Here is a 16,326-nt window from a genome sequence, read left to right on the forward strand (position 1 = left end):
TGCCCGCGATAGTCTCGCCGGGTGACTTCACGAGTGAGCTGGCGAGACTTCGCGGCTGTCGGCGTCGGCGGCCTGCTCGGCACCGGCCTCCGCCTCGCGGTCGACACGGCACTGCCGCACGCTGACGCCGAGTTTCCGCTCGCGACCCTCATCGTCAACGTCGTCGGGTCATTCGCGTTGGCGGTACTGGTTGCCCGCGTGTGGGTTCGGCCCGGTGTGCCCACCTGGCTCCGGGTCGGTCTTGGCGCTGGCCTGCTCGGCTCGTTCACGACCTTCTCCGCCCTGGCGCTCTCGCTTCTCGCGATGGCCGACACGGGCGAATGGATGCGCGCTGGCGCCTACCTCGCATCATCCTTGGCCCTCGGCGTTGGCGCCGCCGTGCTGGGCCTGCGCACCGGCGGTCACGCATCCCGCACCCCGATCGGGGCCGACGAGTGACCCCCGCGCTCGTCGCTGCGGTGCTCGTCGCGGGAGCCGCTGGGGCCGTGCTGCGCTACGGCGTGACGTTGCTCTTCACGCCCTCCGCGGCGTCAGCGCTGCCTCGTCTCCCCTGGGCGGTGCTCATCGTGAATGTCGTCGGCTCGGCGATGGCCGGGATGGTGCTTGGCCTCGGACAGAGTCTCGGCAGTGACATCCAGCTCATTCTGGTGACGGGGTTCGCCGGTGGCCTCACAACGTTCAGCACGTTTGCGGTCGAGACGGTGCAGCTCGCGATCGATGGCAGAGCGCGCCTCGCCCTCGCGAGTGTCGCTGCGAACCTCGTGCTTGGGGTTGGCGCGGCCGCCCTGGGGTTCCTGCTCACGTCGTGATACGTGGTGGTGCCGTGGATGAGCGCCTGATGTCACCCAGCGTCACCCGGCGTCACGGAGCGTCAGATTCGGCCTCACCCCGAGGAGGCCGGGCTAGTGTCGGCGCCCATGACCCTCATTTGCCTCATTCTCTCCGGCGCGGCACTTCTCATCAATGGGCTCGCGTTGCTCGGGCACATCCCCGCGCGTGACAGCGGCTACTTCAACATCCTGATCGGCGTTACTCAGCTCGCTCTCGCGACGCTGGTTGCGGTCACGGCGGGCGGCGACGTGGCCACGCTGCTCGGTGTGAGCGGGGTGTTCCTCTTCGGACTCACCTACCTTTACGTCGGCCTGAACTCGCTTCGCGACCTCGGCTCGGTGGGCATCGGCTGGTTCTGCGGCCTTGTCGCAGCGATGGGTCTCGTCTACGCTGCGGCCAATCTCGCGAGCGACCCGGTACTCAGCGTGCTGTGGCTCGCCTGGGCCGCACTCTGGACCCTCTTCTTCCTCCTTCTCGCCTTCGGCTGGTCGAAACTCACAACCTTCACTGGCTGGGCGCTCATCCTCACGAGCCTGCCAACGACCACCATTCCTGCGCTCCTCGGCCTCACCGGCAACTGGCCGAGCGGAACCACTGCCGCAGCCATCGCGCTCATCGGGGTAGTCGCGCTCTTCGCTGCGGCCGCGGCGATTACGACGTTGAGCGCTCGACGACAGCCGGCTCGACTCGAGAGTGTCCCCACCCCAGCCTGAAGCCCGGCGACCCATTCCACCACAACAACACACCATCACGAAAGGCATCCCATGACCATCACGGACCACCACACCCTCACCACGACTGCCACCGCCACCGAGGTCGACTACGAGACCCTCGCCGCCCGCTTTCGCCCCATCTTCGACCGAATCGCCGAGGGCGCCTCCGCGCGTGAGCACGACCACCGGCTGCCGTACGACGAGATCAAAGAGCTGACGCAGGCCGGCTTCGGCGCCCTCCGCGTCCCCGTTGCCGACGGCGGATTCGGGGCGTCCCTGCCCCAACTGTTCCGGCTGCTCACCGAGCTTGCGGCGGCAGACTCGAACATTCCGCAGGCGCTGCGCGGACACTTCGCGTTCGTTGAAGATCGGCTGGTGGCATCCGGCGCTCAGCGCGATGTGTGGCTCAGGCGCTTTGTCGATGGGGAGATTGCCGGCAACTCGTGGACCGAGGTTGGCACCGTGAAGATCGGTGATGTCATCACCAAGGTCACCCCGATCGAGGGCGGCGACGGCAGCGAATTGCACGTCAACGGCACCAAGTATTACTCCACCGGCAGCATCTTTGCCGACTGGATTGACACCTTTGCGCAGCTGCCAGACGGCACGAATGTCATCGCGGTCGTGAATGCGCATCAGCCCGGCGTGACTCACCGCGATGACTGGGACGGGTTCGGCCAACAGACCACCGGCTCGGGCACCAGCACGTTTGTCGACGCCGTCGTGAAGGCAGAGGACGTGATCGTCTTCGATACGCGCTTCAAGTATCAGACCGCGTTCTATCAGGCGGTGCTGCTCGCGGTGCTCGCCGGCAGCATCAAAGCGGCCGAGCGGGAGATCGCGGCCGAGGTGCGAAACCGCACCCGCGTCTTCTCGCACGGCAATGCCGACACGTTCGCCCAGGATGCGCAGATCTTGCAGGTCGTCGGTGAGGTCAGCGCCCAGGGTTACGCGGCCGAAGCGACGGTTGAGCGTGCGGCGCGAGCGCTGCAGGGCGCCTATGAGGGCGCGTTCCTCGGCGACATTGTGGAGGAAGAACGGCTCAACGATCTCGCCGAGCTCGAGACCGCGCAGGCGCAGGTCGTGCTCACGTCACTCGCCACGCGGGCAACCTCCGACATCTTCAACGCCCTCGCGGCGTCGGGAGTGAGCACCAAGCGCAACCTCGATCGCCACTGGCGCAACGCGCGCACCGCCGCGAGCCACAACCCGTGGGTGTTCAAGGCGCGCATCATCGGCGACTACCTCGTCAACGGCACGCAGCCACCCCGCGTGTGGGCGATCGGCGCAACGCGCGAGGGTGCCACCGCACGCTAGTCAGAGACTCATCCAGAGTCATCCTGAGCCGTCTAGGCGACGTGGGTGGTCAAAAGATGCGCCAACGCCACGGCGGAAGCGCGGAATCTGACCACTCACGGGGCGCACCCGTGCGCGTAGTGCGCGCACCCGCGCGCGTCGTGGGCGCGAAGCGCGGTGCGGCTCAGTGCCCCCCGAGCTGACTCATGACCTGGCGTGCGATCGTGCGGCCAGCGCGATTCGCCCCGATCGTCGACGCCTGGGGGCCGTAGCCCGCGAAGAAGATGCGTGGGTCCTTCCACGACGAGGCGTTGCCGACCGTGACGCCACCCTCCTTTTCGCGCAGCTTCAACGGCGCAAGGTGGCGAAGCTCTGGCCTGAACCCGGTGGCCCACAGGATGACGTCGGCCTCGACCACGGTGCCGTCGTCCCAGCGCACGGCAGTGGCGTCGATCGAGGTGAACATGGGTTTCGGCACCAGCAGCCCGCGGTCGACGGCCGACTGGATGCGACGAGTGCGCGGCACACCCGTGCCACTCACGATGCTCGGCAGCGCGCGCCCCTCGCGGGCCGCGGCATCCTGCACCGACACGGCGCGACGCCCGTCTTCAAGGTTGAGTTCACCCTCATCGCGGAACTCGATCGGCCGACGGCTCACCCAGGTGAGCTCGGATGCCACGTGCTCGAGCTCGATGAGAAACCCGATCGCCGACGTGCCACCGCCGACCACAACGACCCGCTTGTCGGCGAAATCTTCTGCCGAACGATAGGTGGTCGTGTCGACCTGCTCGCCCTCGAAGCGGTCGCGCCCCGGATACCAGGGGATGAACGGTGAACCCCAGGTCCCTGTCGCATTGACGACAACCTCGGTCGTGATCTCGCGCACACCATCCTCGCCATCGAACTCGACGACGAGATCGATGCCGCGATTGAAGACGCGACGCACGGTCGCCGGGCGCACGACCGGAAGCTCATAGTGCTGCTCATAGGCGGCGTAGTACTCGCCGACGACTTCGCGCGCGGGACGCGAGCGATCGGCTGTCTCGAAACTCAGCCCGAGCTCGTCGAGCCCCGGAAGATCGTTGATGCGGTGCGCGGTGCCGATGCGGAGCGCCTCCCAGCGCGACTGCCAGGCGCCGCCGGCACCGGGGCCGCGGTCGAGCACGATGAACCCTTGACCCGGCTCAAGGCCCAGCCGCTGCAGGTAGTACGACACTGACAGGCCCGCTTGGCCCGCACCGATCACGACGACGGAGGTGTGGTCTGGCGTGAAGGTCACGCGGCAAGGCTAATGGGTATGCCTGTGCGCTCGCTCATCGACAGGGCGAAGACGAGGGCCACGCCGACCCACCGAGCGCATCACCGCAGCGTGCTAAAGTGGGCAGTTAGATTTTGTAGGTCCTTGTTGGTCAACCCCGGACGCCTTGTGCGAGATTCGGGCAGGAATCGTAAGGGGGTCAATCCCATGGGGCGCGGCCGTCAAAAAGCAAAGCACACCAAGGTGGCTCGTGAGCTGAAGTACTTCAGCCCGGACACCAACTACGACGCCCTCGCGCGCGAGCTGACCTCCGCGGAGCAGCAGGCGGTCGATGCGGAGCGCCTCGAAGAGGACCTGCAGAAGTGGCCAGAGTTCGCCGGCGACAGCGACCCGGAGTCGCGCACCGCATAAGCACTCTCGTCGGTTGAGTAGGCCCGCCAGGGCCGTATCGAAACCGCCGACGAAAATCGTGGCGGGTTTCGATACACTCGCTGGCGCTCGCTACTCAACCGGCGAATCGCGCTCAACCAGAGAAGCTGCCGACCAGTCGCACGGCCCCGCCGTCGACACCCTTCGCGCCCTGCTCGAAGCCGCTGAAGTCGCGCGGCGCCGTCGAGACGACACCCGCCACCCACGACGGGATGCCCTCGGCCTGCATGAACGCGATGACGGATGCCGCGGCATCCGCCTTGACGACGGCGAACATGCCCACACCGAGGTTCCAGGTGCCTTCGGTTTCGGCGAGGCTGAGCCCGCCGAGTGCGGCGAGCGCATGGAACACGGGCTGCGGAGCCCAGCTTGAGCGTTCGACCTCGACCCATGATCCCTGCGGGAGCACGCGCGCGAGGTTTGCGGCGATGCCGCCGCCGGTGACATGGCTGAGGGCGTGCACGGCGCCGGGCTGCGCCTCGAGCAGTCGCACGAGCGGCCCCGTGTAGAGGCGGGTCGGCTCGAGGAGCACCTCGCCGATCGGGCCGCCAAGTTCAGCGGAGTGGTCGGTGAAGCCGAGGTCGGCACCGGCGAGGATGTGGCGCACGAGCGAGTAGCCGTTGCTGTGCAGGCCGGATGATTGCATGCCGATGACGATGTCGCCGTCGGTCACGCGCTGCGGGCCGAGCAGGTCATCGGCTTCGACCGCGCCGACCGCGGCACCGGCGACATCGTAGTCGTCGAGCCCGAGAAGGCCGGGATGCTCCGCCGTCTCGCCGCCGACGAGCGCGGTGCCCGTCTCGGCGCAGGCCTTCGCGATGCCCTCCACAATGGCCGCGATGCGGTGGGGAAAGACTTTGCCGCAGGCGATGTAGTCGGTCATGAACATGGGTTTCGCACCGACGACGATGATGTCGTCGACCACCATGCCGACGAGGTCTTGGCCGATTGTGTCGTGCTTGTCGATCGCCTGTGCGATCGCGACTTTGGTGCCGACTCCGTCGGTTGACGTCGCGAGCAGCGGGCGACGGAACGAGGTGAGAAACGACACATCGAAGAGACCGGCGAAGCCACCGACGCCGCCGATGACCTGCGGCCCGTGCGTGCGCGCCACCGCCGTTTTCATGAGTTCGACCGCGAGGTCTCCGGCAGCGGTATCGACGCCTGCAGCGGCGTAGCTGTCTGACATTGGGGTCCTTTTCAGCGGCCTCGATTGTGGCCGAAGCGCGACGTGTGACGTGGGAGAATGGTGCTCACCATCAACTCTACGGTCTGGAGTCTGCACCGAATGTGCGGCATTGTCGGCATCGTCTCGTCTGAGCCAGCGAACCAACTCATCTACGACGCCCTCCTTCTGCTGCAGCATCGGGGGCAGGATTCGACGGGTATCGCCACGGCCGATGGCGCGCAGTTCCACAGCCACAAGGCCAAGGGCCAGGTGCGCGAGGCCTTCCGCACCCGTGACATGCGTGCCCTCCCCGGCACGATGGGCCTCGGCCATGTGCGCTATGCCACCAAGGGTGAGGCGAACAACGAGCAGGAGTCCCAGCCGTTCTACGTCAACGCGCCCTACGGCATCATGCTCGTGCACAACGGCAACCTCACGAACACGCGTGAGCTCACCGACGAACTCTTTCGCATCGACCGGCGCCACCTCAACACCACCTCCGACACCGAACTGCTCGTGAATGTGCTCGCCAACGAGCTGCAGGAGCAGGTCAGCGGCACCGACCTCGACCCAGACCAGGTGTTCAATGCGGTCGCGCGTGTGCACGAGCGCGTCGAGGGCTCCTACGCCGCCATCGCCCTCATCGCCGGGCACGGCCTGCTCGCCTTCCGCGACCCGTTCGGCATCCGCCCGCTCGTGCTCGGCCGCCGACCGGCCGGCCTCGTCGGCACAGAGTGGGTTGTCGCATCCGAATCACTCGTCCTCGAGAGTGGTGGCTACGAGATCGTGCGCGAGGTGGCCCCAGGCGAGGCCGTGTTTATTGGGCTCGACGGGTCGATGACCTCGCGCCAGTGCGCCGCCCAACCACGTCTCGTGCCGTGCTCGTTCGAGTACGTCTACCTTGCGCGGCCCGACTCGATTATGAACGGCATCTCGGTCTATGAGGCTCGCCTGCGACTCGGCAATCGGCTCGCGGACACGATCGCGAAGCACACGCCCATGGGCGACATTGACGTCGTCATGCCCATCCCCGACTCGTCCCGCCCCGCGGCGATGCAGGTCGCCCAGAAGCTCGGCGTCGAATACCGCGAGGGCTTCTACAAGAACCGCTACGTCGGCCGCACCTTTATCATGCCGGGCCAGGCGCAGCGCAGAAAGAGCGTCAAACAGAAGCTCAACGCGATGGGCTCCGAGTTCAAAGGCAAAAACATCCTGATCGTCGACGACTCCATCGTGCGCGGCACGACATCGAAGGAGATCATCGAGATGGCACGGCAGGCTGGTGCCAACAAGGTCACCTTCACCTCGGCCGCGCCGCCCGTGCGCTATCCCCACGTCTACGGCATCAACATGCCCTCGCGCCACGAACTCGTCGCGCACGGCCGCAAGATCCCCGAGATCAACATGGAACTCGGCGCCGACAAGCTCATCTACCAGGAGGTCGCCGACATGCAGGCCGCCATCCTGGAAGGTTCGGATGTCACGGCGCTCGAGATGAGCTGCTTCACGGGTGAGTACGTCACCGGCTCAGTGTCAGAAGAGTACCTGCGCTGGGTGGAGCACAACCAGCTCAGCTGAGGCGGTCCGGCTCCCCCGTCGCATTCTCGTCGGGAGATTCGTGCACGATGTCGCGCTCCATCGTCACATCGTGCGCGCGACGCCGTGATGTGCGATCGAGGATGAGCGCGACAAGCGCACCCAAGACAAGCCCCGCCGGAACGAAGTAGATGCAGAGGTAGCCGAACGTCGCCGCGAACCCGACGAGAGGGTCGACCTCAAACGCCGAGGTCAGCACGAGGGCGGTGATGATGCCGAGCATTGCACCGAAGAGCATGAAGACGGGCACCTTCGGGGCACGCCGGATGCTCACGCGCTGTTCGGTCGCGCCGGCGGGGGTCTCAATAGGCTCGCTCATGCTCCCATTGTCTCGCATCGTGCTGTGCTGACTCCCCGCGAACAGTGCTCAGTGCTCTGGGCTCAGTGCTCTGGCACGACGGGGGTGTCTGCGAGTTCCTCCCGCTGCCAGACGATCGGCAGGAGCCCGACGAGGGTGGCACGGGAGCCCGACGCCGAAACCTGCCCAGCCTCAACCGCGTCAGCCCACGCGAGACTGCCGGTGGCGAGGGAGATCCAGGTCGTTGCATCGGATTCGATGACGTTGGGGGGCGTGCCGCGCGTATGGCTCGGGCCTTCGACGCATTGCACGGCGCCGTGCGGCGGGACTCGCACCTCGAGCGTGTTGCCCGGCGCGGCCTCAGCGAGCAACTGCAGCAGGTAGCGCACCGCCATGGCTTCGACCTGGCGATCGTCGGCGCCGGCGACCGCCTGCCGCACTGCTGCTTCGCCAACGAGGGGCACGATTCGTGATTTGGCCATGCTCCACGGTAGCAAGGCGACCCTGCGCGCTGCCGGGGGACCATCCACAGCGCACAGCGTGCAGCTCGGCGCCGAACCCCGACCGCTACGCTGACAGGGTGAAGATTCTCGTCCTCGGTTCCGGTGCCCGCGAGCACGCCATCATCACCGCGCTTCTCGCTGAGCGGGCAGATCACGAGATCATCGCCGCCCCCGGCAATGCCGGCATCGCGGCGGAGGTTCCCGTCATCCACCTCGACCCGACGAACCCCGGCGTCGTGACAGACTTCGCGGTCGACAACGACATCGAGCTCGTCGTGATCGGGCCGGAGGCGCCCCTCGTCGAGGGTGTCGCCGACCGCATCCGTCGCGCCGGCATCGCGGTGTTCGGCCCCGGCAAGGCGGCCGCGCAGCTCGAAGGCAGCAAGACCTTCGCCAAGCGCATCATGCAGGAGGCGGGTGTGCCGACCGGGCGTGCCACGCGCGCCGGCTCGCTCGATGAGGCGATCGCGGCGATGGATGAGTATGGCGCCCCGCACGTGATCAAGGCCGATGGCCTCGCGGCAGGCAAGGGGGTGCTCGTGACAAGCGATCGCGCCGCCGCCGAAGCCCACGCCGAGTTCTACCTCCGCCAGGGCAGCGTGCTCGTCGAGGAGTTTCTCGACGGCCAGGAGGTCTCGCTCTTCTTGCTCTCCGACGGCCACAATGTGCTCCCGCTCTCCCCCGCACAGGACTACAAGCGCCTCGGCGATGGCGACGCGGGGCCCAACACCGGCGGCATGGGGGCATACTCTCCGCTGCCGTGGCTCCCGCCGAGCTTCATCGACGAAGTCATCGACACGATCGCCATCCCCACCGTGCGCCAGCTCGCCCAAGAGCAGACGCCCTTCATCGGTCTGCTCTACTGCGGTCTCATTATCACCGATAAGGGCATCAGGGTGATCGAGTTCAACGCCCGCTTCGGCGACCCCGAGACACAGGTGGTGCTTCCGCGCCTCGTCACCCCGCTGAGCGGCCTCCTCTTTGCTGCCGCGACCGGCGGGCTCGGCGCACTGCCCCGACCCGAATTTTCGACGGATGTCGCGGTGACGGTGGTCATCGCAAGCGAGGGTTACCCCGCGACCTCCCTCACCGGCAGGGCCATCACGGGCATCGCCGACGCGCTCGCGATCGACGGTGTCACGGTGGCGCACGCTGCGACCGCCGCATCCGACGATGGTTTCGTTTCGACGGGCGGCCGCGTGCTCAGCGTGGTCGCACGCGGTGCCGACTTTGCCCAGGCTCGCGAACGCGCCTACCGAGCGATCGACGCGATCACGCTCGAGGGCGGTCAGTACCGCACCGATATCGCCCTGCGCGTGGTGAGCGAGTGAGCCTCAGCGACGAACTCCAGACGCACGGCTGGGAACACGTCTACTCGGGCAAAGTGCGTGACCTCTACCGCTCGGCGGCGCTACCGGGGCGCATGCTGGTGGTCGCTTCTGACCGGGTGAGCGCGTTCGATCACGTGCTCGAGCCGGGCATCCCCGGCAAAGGGGCCCTGCTCACAGAGTTGAGCCTGTGGTGGTTTGCACAACTCGACGATGTGCCGAACCATCTCGGAGCCGAAGCGATCCCTGCGCCCGCCGTCGGCCGGTCGATGCTGGTGCGCGAGCTCGACATGTTCCCGGTCGAGTGCGTGGTGCGCGGCTACCTCAGCGGCAGTGGCTGGAAGGAGTATCAGGCGACGCAGAGCGTGTGCGGTGTTCCCCTCCCGGCGGGGCTCGCCGATGGCGACCGTCTGCCGGAGCCCATCTACACGCCGGCCTGGAAGGCTCCGCTCGGTGAACACGATGAGAACATTACGTTCGAGCGAACCGTCGAGCTCGTCGGTGCCGATGCCGCCGCCGCATTGCGCGACCTCTCCCTGCGGGTGTTCACTCGGGCATCCGCGATTGCCGAAGCCCGTGGCATCCTGCTCGCCGACACGAAGTTCGAGTTCGGCACCGACAGTGACGGCGTGATCACGCTCGGCGACGAGGTGCTCACCTCCGACAGCAGCAGATATTGGGATGCCACCCTGTACGAATCGGGCGATCGTACGGCAAGCTTCGATAAGCAGATCGTGCGCGACTGGCTCGCCGCGAACTGGGGCGGCGAAGGAGCCCCCCCGACGCTGCCGCAGGAGATTGTCGACCGAACCGCCGCCCGCTACCGCGAGCTCATCGAAAGGCTGACCGCATGAATGCATCGACCGACTTCGAAGACATCGAGGTGCGTGAGCTGCCGTTCGCCCACGCCGACTCGACGATGCTCCACTCGGCCCAGCGGGCCGAGATCGCGTCGGTCTATGGCACTGACGACTCTGACCCGAGCGAGCCGACGACGGCCGAGAATGTTGCCGCGTTCGTCGTGGCGTACACGGATGGTGTGCCGGCCGGGTGCGGCGGGCTCCGCGCCATCACTGAGGGTGCGCTTGAGGTGAAGCGGATGTATGTGACGCCGGCGCACCGCGGTTCTGGTGTGTCGACGGCTGTGCTCGCCGCGCTCGAGGCGCTCGCGCGTGATCGCGGAGTCGAGCGACTCGTCCTTGAGACGGGCGATCGGCTGCCAGCGGCCATGCGCTTTTATGAGCGGGAGGGCTTCACTCGCGTCGAGAACTTCGGCCCGTATGTCGGTGTCGCGACGAGCGTCTGCTACTCCAAAGACCTGTAGCGGGAATACCTGCCGCGATAGGTTGTTGCTACAACTATGAGCATCGACCTTCTTGCCCCGGCGACCGCAATGGGCGCCGTCACCCTCAAGGTGGCTGACCTCGACACAATGATCGCGTACTACCGCGACGGTGTCGGACTCGACCTCATCGCACACGAAGGGCAGACCGCCGTGCTCGGCCGTGGCACCACGGCCGCCCTCATCCTTGAGGTGGCACCAGAACTCCGGCATGCACCGGCAAACGCGGCCGGCCTTTTCCACACGGCATTCCTGTTCGCCAAAAAACTTGACCTTGCGGCATCCGTCTATTCACTCGCGCGCCAGCACCCAGGGAGCTTCACCGGCAGCAGCGACCACTTCGTCAGCAACGCGTTCTACTTCGACGACCCAGAAGGTAACGGGGTGGAACTGTATTGGGACACCGCTCGCAGCCTCTGGGAGTGGAACAGCGGTGAAGTGAAGATGGGCACCGTGTATCTCGACCCCAACCGCTTTCTGCAGGAGAACCTCACCGAGGAGGGCCTTCGCGCGCCCACACCGGGCGAGACGAGCGTTGGGCACGTGCACCTCAAGGTGGGCGACATCCAGACCGCCAGGCAGTTCTACGTCGACACCGTCGGCTTCGAGGTGACGATCGAGTACGGAACGCAGGCGCTCTTTGTCAGCGCCGGCGGCTACCACCACCACCTCGGCATGAACACGTGGCACAGTGCCGGCGCCGGCACCCGCACTCCGGCCCTCGGCCTCGGTCAGGTCTCCATCGAGGTGCCGAGCCGCGACGATGTGCTGGCGCTCTCGGAGCGCCTCGCCGCGCGCGGCGTGCAGCGGGACGACGACGGGCGCACGCTCTCGTTCGACGACCCGTGGTCAAACCGCGTGATCGTGAACGCCACAAGCGCCTAGTGCGGCACGCGGCACCCGATGCAGGCGAGCGGCCTCAGGCCCGAGCGCGACGACGGACGGATGCATCGAGCTGACGCTTCGTCGCATCCGGATCGTCCCACGCCTTGATGACCGCCCACGCCACCGCCGTGAGCGGCACCGCGAGGAACGTGCCGATGATGCCGCCGAGGATCGTGCCGACCGTCAGCGCAAGCAGCACGACAAGGGCATGGAGCTTGAGGGCGTTGCCGAGCACGATGGGGGCGAGCAGATCACCCTCAAGCTGGTTGACGAGAATCACCACCGCCGTGACGATGAGCGCCGTCGTGAGATCGTTCGTGACGAGCGCGACGAGCGCCGCTGCGGTTCCTGCAACCGTGGCACCGACAATCGGAATGAACGCACCGATGAACACGAGCAGCGCCAGCGGGAGCGCGAGTGGCACCTGAAGAATCCAGAGCGCAATGCCGATGAGTGTCGCATCGACGAGCGCAACGACGGCGGTGCCAGCGAGATACCCGCCGAGCACCTCGGTGGCTCGCTTGCCGGCGCGGCGGGCGCGCGCCTCGGGCGCCGGCCGAAGCGGCTGAAGCACGAAGTTCCAGATGCGCTCGCCGTCCTGCAAAAAGAAGAACAGCAGCACAACCGTGAGCACGATACCCGTGATGAGCTCGATAACCGTGACTGCGCCGGCAAGCGCGCTCGAACCGAACTCCGCGCTCGTGAGAAAGTCGACGACAGCGTCACGCGCTTCAGCGATCTGCTCCGCATCGATTGGGAGAACGCCCGACTCGAAAAACTCCTGGATCGTGTCGATGCCCTCGGTGACCGACTCGGAGAGGTTGCGCCACTCGCTCCGCACTCCGCTGACCACGAGGGCGATAACACCGCCGAATAGCGCCACACCCAGGACGAGTGTGCCGAACGTTGCCAGCGGTCTCGGCACGTGACGCGCGGCCAACCACTGCACGACCGGATACAGCGCGGAGGCGACGATGAGCGCGATAAAGACAGGGATGACGACGATCCTGAGCTGGATCGATGCAGCAACGACCAGCCCGGCGAGCAGTAGCACCAGGAGGATCTGCACGCTGCGGATCGACCAGCGCGCGAGCGTGTCGGAGGTCACGCTCGATATCGTCGGCGTGCGGCCGCGTCGAGCTCGGGCTTGGTGGCATCCGTCGAATTCCACGCCTTGATGATCGCCCACGCGACCGCCGCGAGCGGCACCGAAAGGAACGTGCCGAGGATGCCGCCGAGGATCGTGCCGACCGTCAGCGCGAGCAGCACGACCAGGGCGTGGAGCTTGAGGGCATTGCCGAGCACGACGGGGGCAAGGAAGTTGCCCTCGAGCTGATTGACGAGGATGACGACGGCGGCGACGATGAGCGCCGTGGTGAGGTCGTTGGTGACGAGCGCGACCAGCGCCGCGACCGTGCCGGCGACCGTCGCACCAACGATCGGTATGAACGCGCCGATGAACACGAGGAGGGCGAGCGGGAGCGCAAGCGGCACCTGGAGGATCCAGAGCGCGGCGCCGATGAAGACGGCATCGACGAGGGCGACGAGGGCGGTGCCGGAGAGATACCCACCGAGCACCTTGGTCGCGCGTGCGCCAACACGACGCGCGCGGGCCTCGCGCTCCGGACGCAACGGCGTGAGAAGGAAGTTCCAGATGCGCTGGCCGTCTTGCAAGAAGAAGAAGAGGAGCACAATGGTGAGGACGACGCCCGTGATGAGCTCGACGACCGTGGTAGCGCCGGCGAGGGCACTCGAACCGAACTCGGCGCTTGTAATGAAGTCGACGATCGAGTCGCGCAATTCGGAGATCTGATCGGCATCGACCGGGAGCGCCCCCGATTCGAGAAACTCCTGGATCGTATCGATGCCCTCTGTAATGGCGCTGGAGAGGCTGTCCCACTCGCGCTGCACGCCGGTGACGACGAGGGTCACGATGCCGCCGAGCACAGCCACACCGACGACAAGGGTGCCAATCGTCGCGACCGGCCGCGGCACATGATGCGCCACAAGCCAGCGCACAACCGGATAGAGGGCCGAGGCGAGGATGAGCGCGATGAAGACCGGGATCACCGCGATCTTGATCTGAATCGACGCATACACGACGAGCCCCGCGAGCAGGAGCACGAGGAGGATCTGCGCACTGCGGATAGACCAGCGACCAAGCGGGTCAGTCCAGAGCGGCTTCGGCGATTGCGTCAGCCGCACCCGGTCACTGGCGGGCAGCGTCGGGTCGACGGGGGCGGGCGGAGGCGTGCGCGAGAACAGTCCCATGCGCACCACGCTAGTCCTGTCGTCCGTGAAACGACACGAGGCCGATTCCCAGTCGGGAATCGGCCTCGTTTCTAGGCTGCTGGTTACGCGACGCCCACCGGGTCGGCGGATGCGACGTGACCGACGGACTCGACGATCTTCGCGCCGAGCTCGGCATCGACCGAGATCCAATACCAGATGAAGCGATCCTTGATCACGGGGATGGTGAGGCCCTCGTACTGGCCGACGAGCGTCTTCACGAGGCGCTGCTTGCTCTCCTCAGTAAAGACCTCGCGGTAGAGGATGCCGGCCTGCACGAAGTCGCCATCCTCCGAGTGCAGCGTCTGGGCGGCGCGGATGAGCTCGCCGTCGGTCTCCCAGCCACCCTCGCCGGCCTGCTCGGGAGCCGCGACGGCACCCCCGAAGGAGTTCGGCGTGTAGACGGGCACCTCTGGGCCGTTGGCGATGTAGCGCATCGGACCCTCGTGCTGGTAGTTGCGCGTCACTGCCGCATGTGGCTGGTTGACGGGCAGCTGGTTGTAGTTCGCACCGATGCGGTGGCGCTGCTGGTCTGGGTAGGCGAACACTCGGGCCATGAGCATCTTGTCGGGGCTGATGTCGATGCCGGGCACGAGGTTCGACGGCGAGAACGCCGCCTGCTCGATGTCCGCAAAGAAGTTCTGCGGGTTGCGGTTGAGCGTGAAGTGCCCAACCTTGATGCGCGGGTAGTCCTTCTTCGAAATCGTCTTCGTCATGTCGAAGGGGTTGTAGCGGTAGGTCTTCGCGTCTTCGTATGGCATGACCTGCACGTACACGTCCCACGTGGGGTACTCGCCGCGTGCGATCGACTCGTAGAGGTCGCGACGGTAGTAGTCGGCGTCTTCACCGGCGATGCGCTGGGCATCCTCGGCCTCCATGAGCTCGACGCCCTGGCGGGACTCGAAGTGGTACTTGACCCAGAAGCGCTCACCGGCGGCGTTGATCCACTGGAAGGTGTGCGAACCGTAGCCGTTGAGGTGGCGCCACGACTTGGACAAGCCGCGGTCACCCATGAGGTAGGTAACCTGGTGGGCCGACTCGGGCGAGAGGGTCCAGAAGTCCCACTGCGCGTCGCCGTTGCGGAGACCCGTCGCGCCCATGCGCTTCTGCGAGTGGATGAAGTCCGGAAACTTGATGCCGTCGCGAATGAAGAAGATGGGGGTGTTGTTGCCGACGACGTCGTAGTTGCCTTCGGTCGTGTAGAAGCGGAGCGCGAAACCGCGGACGTCGCGCCAGGTGTCGGGCGAGCCCTGCTCACCGGCGACGGACGAAAAGCGGAGGAGGACCTCGCTCGAGGCGCCGGGCTGGAAGACGGCAGCCTTCGTGTACTTCGAGACGTCTTCAGTGACGACGAACTCGCCGAAGGCGCCGCCGCCCTTCGCGTGCGGGTTGCGCTCCGGCACACGCTCGCGGTTGAACGACGCGAGCTTCTCGACGAGGAAGCGGTCGTGCAGCGCGGTGATGCCGTCCGGTCCCGTCGTGAGCGAATGATCGTGGCTGGCGATCGGCGCGCCGGCCTGAGTGGTGGTGACGTCGGTCACTGGTTCTCCTTCTTGATGGGGTGGTCAGGGATGGTCTGGATCGAGTCGGATGCTGCCTGGCAGGCAGGGCAGAGTCCCCAGAAAGTGACCTCTGCCGTATGAATCGCGAAGCCGCTGCCTGCCGAAGGGGTGAGACAGGGCGCGTGCCCGACAGCGCAGTCGATGTCCTCGAGCGCGCCGCAGCCGCTGCACACGATGTGGTGGTGATTGTCGCCCGTGCGGAGCTCGTAGCGCGCGGGCGAGCCGGCAGGCTCGATGCGGCGCAGCAGGCCGGCGGTCGCGAGTGCGCTGAGCACGCCATAGACGGCCTGAAGTGACGTGCCGGGCAGCTCGGTTCGCACCGCGCCGAACACCGTGTCGGCGTCGGCGTGGGGCCGCCCTTCGAGCGCCCGCATGACGGCGAGGCGCGGCTCGGTGACCTTGAGGCCGACGTCGCGGATGCGCTCGCTGAGCGCTGCGGCAGACGTCGGGTTCATGACATCCAGCCTACCCGTTGTTTTGAGTGATTCAAAACAACTTGCCCAGCTTGGCGGCGATAGACTGGGGGGAATCATCCGCACGATCCTTGGAGTTTCCGTGCCCACAATCGTCGTCGAGGTCATGCCAAAGGCCGAACTGCTCGACCCCCAGGGCAAGGCCGTCTCTGGGGCCCTCCAGCGCCTCGGCAAGACCCACTTCAGTGATGTGCGCATCGGCAAGCGCTTCGAAGTGACCGTCGACACCGTGACCGATGAGGTCATCGCCGAGGTTCGCGAGCTCGCCGAGAGCATGTTCTCGAACTCGGTGATCGAAGACGTCGTGAGCATCGAGGTGCCCGAGGGGCACGCCGCAGGCGAGACACACTGATGG

The 16,326-nt window shown here is 66.5% G+C and carries 19 protein-coding genes; 11 read left to right on the forward strand and 8 right to left on the reverse strand.

The annotated features are described in order from the left end of the window. Positions 1-21 precede the first annotated feature (21 nt). From ACY48M_RS09830 to ACY48M_RS09845, 4 genes are all read left to right on the forward strand, one after another. On the forward strand, positions 22-438 hold the full coding sequence (locus tag ACY48M_RS09830) for a fluoride efflux transporter FluC (protein WP_462820106.1): 417 nt from the start codon (positions 22-24) through the stop codon (positions 436-438). Continuing rightward, the gene (locus ACY48M_RS09835; RefSeq protein WP_462820107.1) at positions 435-809 is read left to right on the forward strand and encodes a fluoride efflux transporter FluC; all 375 of its coding nucleotides are present in this window, start codon (positions 435-437) and stop codon (positions 807-809) included. The genes ACY48M_RS09830 and ACY48M_RS09835 overlap by 4 nt, the downstream gene beginning before the upstream one ends. 108 nt (positions 810-917) lie before the next feature. After that, complete coding sequence (locus ACY48M_RS09840) at positions 918-1,544, forward strand: AmiS/UreI family transporter (RefSeq protein WP_462820108.1); 627 nt, start codon at positions 918-920, stop codon at positions 1,542-1,544. A gap of 51 nt (positions 1,545-1,595) precedes the next feature. After that, entirely contained in the window at positions 1,596-2,861 is a 1,266-nt protein-coding gene (locus ACY48M_RS09845; RefSeq protein ID WP_462820109.1) for an acyl-CoA dehydrogenase family protein, read from the forward strand. 163 nt (positions 2,862-3,024) lie between these two features. Here ACY48M_RS09845 and ACY48M_RS09850 read toward each other — a convergent pair whose 3' ends face one another. After that, positions 3,025-4,119, reverse strand: a complete 1,095-nt coding sequence (locus ACY48M_RS09850; protein WP_462820110.1) for an NAD(P)-binding domain-containing protein — start codon at positions 4,117-4,119, stop codon at positions 3,025-3,027. A 186-nt stretch (positions 4,120-4,305) separates the two neighbouring features. On the opposite strand from ACY48M_RS09850, the gene ACY48M_RS09855 reads away from it, so the two are divergent. Continuing rightward, a complete protein-coding gene (locus tag ACY48M_RS09855; RefSeq protein ID WP_462820111.1) occupies positions 4,306-4,509 on the forward strand; it encodes a DUF3073 domain-containing protein in 204 nt (67 codons plus the stop codon). Positions 4,510-4,621: 112 nt separating this feature from the next. Here the strand turns inward: ACY48M_RS09855 and purM are convergent, their stop codons facing one another. Continuing rightward, entirely contained in the window at positions 4,622-5,716 is a 1,095-nt protein-coding gene (gene purM / locus ACY48M_RS09860; RefSeq protein ID WP_462820112.1) for a phosphoribosylformylglycinamidine cyclo-ligase, read from the reverse strand. Between the two features lie 99 nt (positions 5,717-5,815). Here purM and purF point away from each other — a divergent pair, with 99 nt between their 5' ends. Beyond that, a complete protein-coding gene (purF, locus tag ACY48M_RS09865) occupies positions 5,816-7,273 on the forward strand; it encodes an amidophosphoribosyltransferase (protein ID WP_462820541.1) in 1,458 nt (485 codons plus the stop codon). Here purF and ACY48M_RS09870 read toward each other — a convergent pair. Both ACY48M_RS09870 and ACY48M_RS09875 read right to left on the reverse strand, forming a co-directional pair. Then, positions 7,266-7,610: a potassium transporter Trk gene (locus tag ACY48M_RS09870; RefSeq protein WP_462820113.1), complete on the reverse strand. Its 345-nt coding sequence runs from the start codon at positions 7,608-7,610 to the stop codon at positions 7,266-7,268. The two genes, purF and ACY48M_RS09870, sit on opposite strands and share 8 nt — an antisense overlap. Positions 7,611-7,672: 62 nt before the next feature. After that, positions 7,673-8,071, reverse strand: coding sequence for a sterol carrier family protein (locus ACY48M_RS09875; RefSeq protein WP_462820114.1), 399 nt, complete (start codon positions 8,069-8,071; stop codon positions 7,673-7,675). Positions 8,072-8,169: 98 nt separating this feature from the next. Here ACY48M_RS09875 and purD point away from each other — a divergent pair, with 98 nt between their 5' ends. Genes purD through ACY48M_RS09895 form a run of 4 tightly spaced genes read left to right on the forward strand, consistent with a single transcriptional unit; the run spans position 8,170 to position 11,647 of the window. Next, positions 8,170-9,423 (forward strand): phosphoribosylamine--glycine ligase, encoded by a 1,254-nt coding sequence (gene purD / locus ACY48M_RS09880; RefSeq protein WP_462820115.1) that lies wholly within the window; start codon positions 8,170-8,172, stop codon positions 9,421-9,423. Continuing rightward, positions 9,420-10,274: a phosphoribosylaminoimidazolesuccinocarboxamide synthase gene (locus ACY48M_RS09885; RefSeq protein ID WP_462820116.1), complete on the forward strand. Its 855-nt coding sequence runs from the start codon at positions 9,420-9,422 to the stop codon at positions 10,272-10,274. Before purD ends, ACY48M_RS09885 begins: the two co-directional genes overlap by 4 nt. Beyond that, positions 10,271-10,744, forward strand: coding sequence for a GNAT family N-acetyltransferase (locus ACY48M_RS09890; RefSeq protein WP_462820117.1), 474 nt, complete (start codon positions 10,271-10,273; stop codon positions 10,742-10,744). The genes ACY48M_RS09885 and ACY48M_RS09890 overlap by 4 nt, the downstream gene beginning before the upstream one ends. A 36-nt stretch (positions 10,745-10,780) precedes the next feature. Beyond that, complete coding sequence (locus ACY48M_RS09895; protein ID WP_462820118.1) at positions 10,781-11,647, forward strand: VOC family protein; 867 nt, start codon at positions 10,781-10,783, stop codon at positions 11,645-11,647. 34 nt (positions 11,648-11,681) lie between these two features. Here ACY48M_RS09895 and ACY48M_RS09900 read toward each other — a convergent pair whose 3' ends face one another. From ACY48M_RS09900 to ACY48M_RS09915, 4 genes are all read right to left on the reverse strand, one after another. Continuing rightward, the gene (locus tag ACY48M_RS09900; RefSeq protein WP_462820119.1) at positions 11,682-12,755 is read right to left on the reverse strand and encodes an AI-2E family transporter; all 1,074 of its coding nucleotides are present in this window, start codon (positions 12,753-12,755) and stop codon (positions 11,682-11,684) included. Continuing rightward, complete coding sequence (locus tag ACY48M_RS09905; RefSeq protein ID WP_462820120.1) at positions 12,752-13,918, reverse strand: AI-2E family transporter; 1,167 nt, start codon at positions 13,916-13,918, stop codon at positions 12,752-12,754. Before ACY48M_RS09905 ends, ACY48M_RS09900 begins: the two co-directional genes overlap by 4 nt. Positions 13,919-14,001: 83 nt before the next feature. Next, a complete protein-coding gene (locus ACY48M_RS09910; RefSeq protein ID WP_462820121.1) occupies positions 14,002-15,477 on the reverse strand; it encodes a catalase in 1,476 nt (491 codons plus the stop codon). Next, complete coding sequence (locus ACY48M_RS09915) at positions 15,474-15,953, reverse strand: Fur family transcriptional regulator (protein ID WP_462820122.1); 480 nt, start codon at positions 15,951-15,953, stop codon at positions 15,474-15,476. Before ACY48M_RS09915 ends, ACY48M_RS09910 begins: the two co-directional genes overlap by 4 nt. A 100-nt stretch (positions 15,954-16,053) precedes the next feature. Here ACY48M_RS09915 and purS point away from each other — a divergent pair, with 100 nt between their 5' ends. Beyond that, positions 16,054-16,323, forward strand: coding sequence for a phosphoribosylformylglycinamidine synthase subunit PurS (purS, locus tag ACY48M_RS09920; RefSeq protein WP_462820123.1), 270 nt, complete (start codon positions 16,054-16,056; stop codon positions 16,321-16,323). Positions 16,324-16,326 lie beyond the last annotated feature (3 nt).

The organism is Homoserinimonas flava (assembly GCF_054969005.1).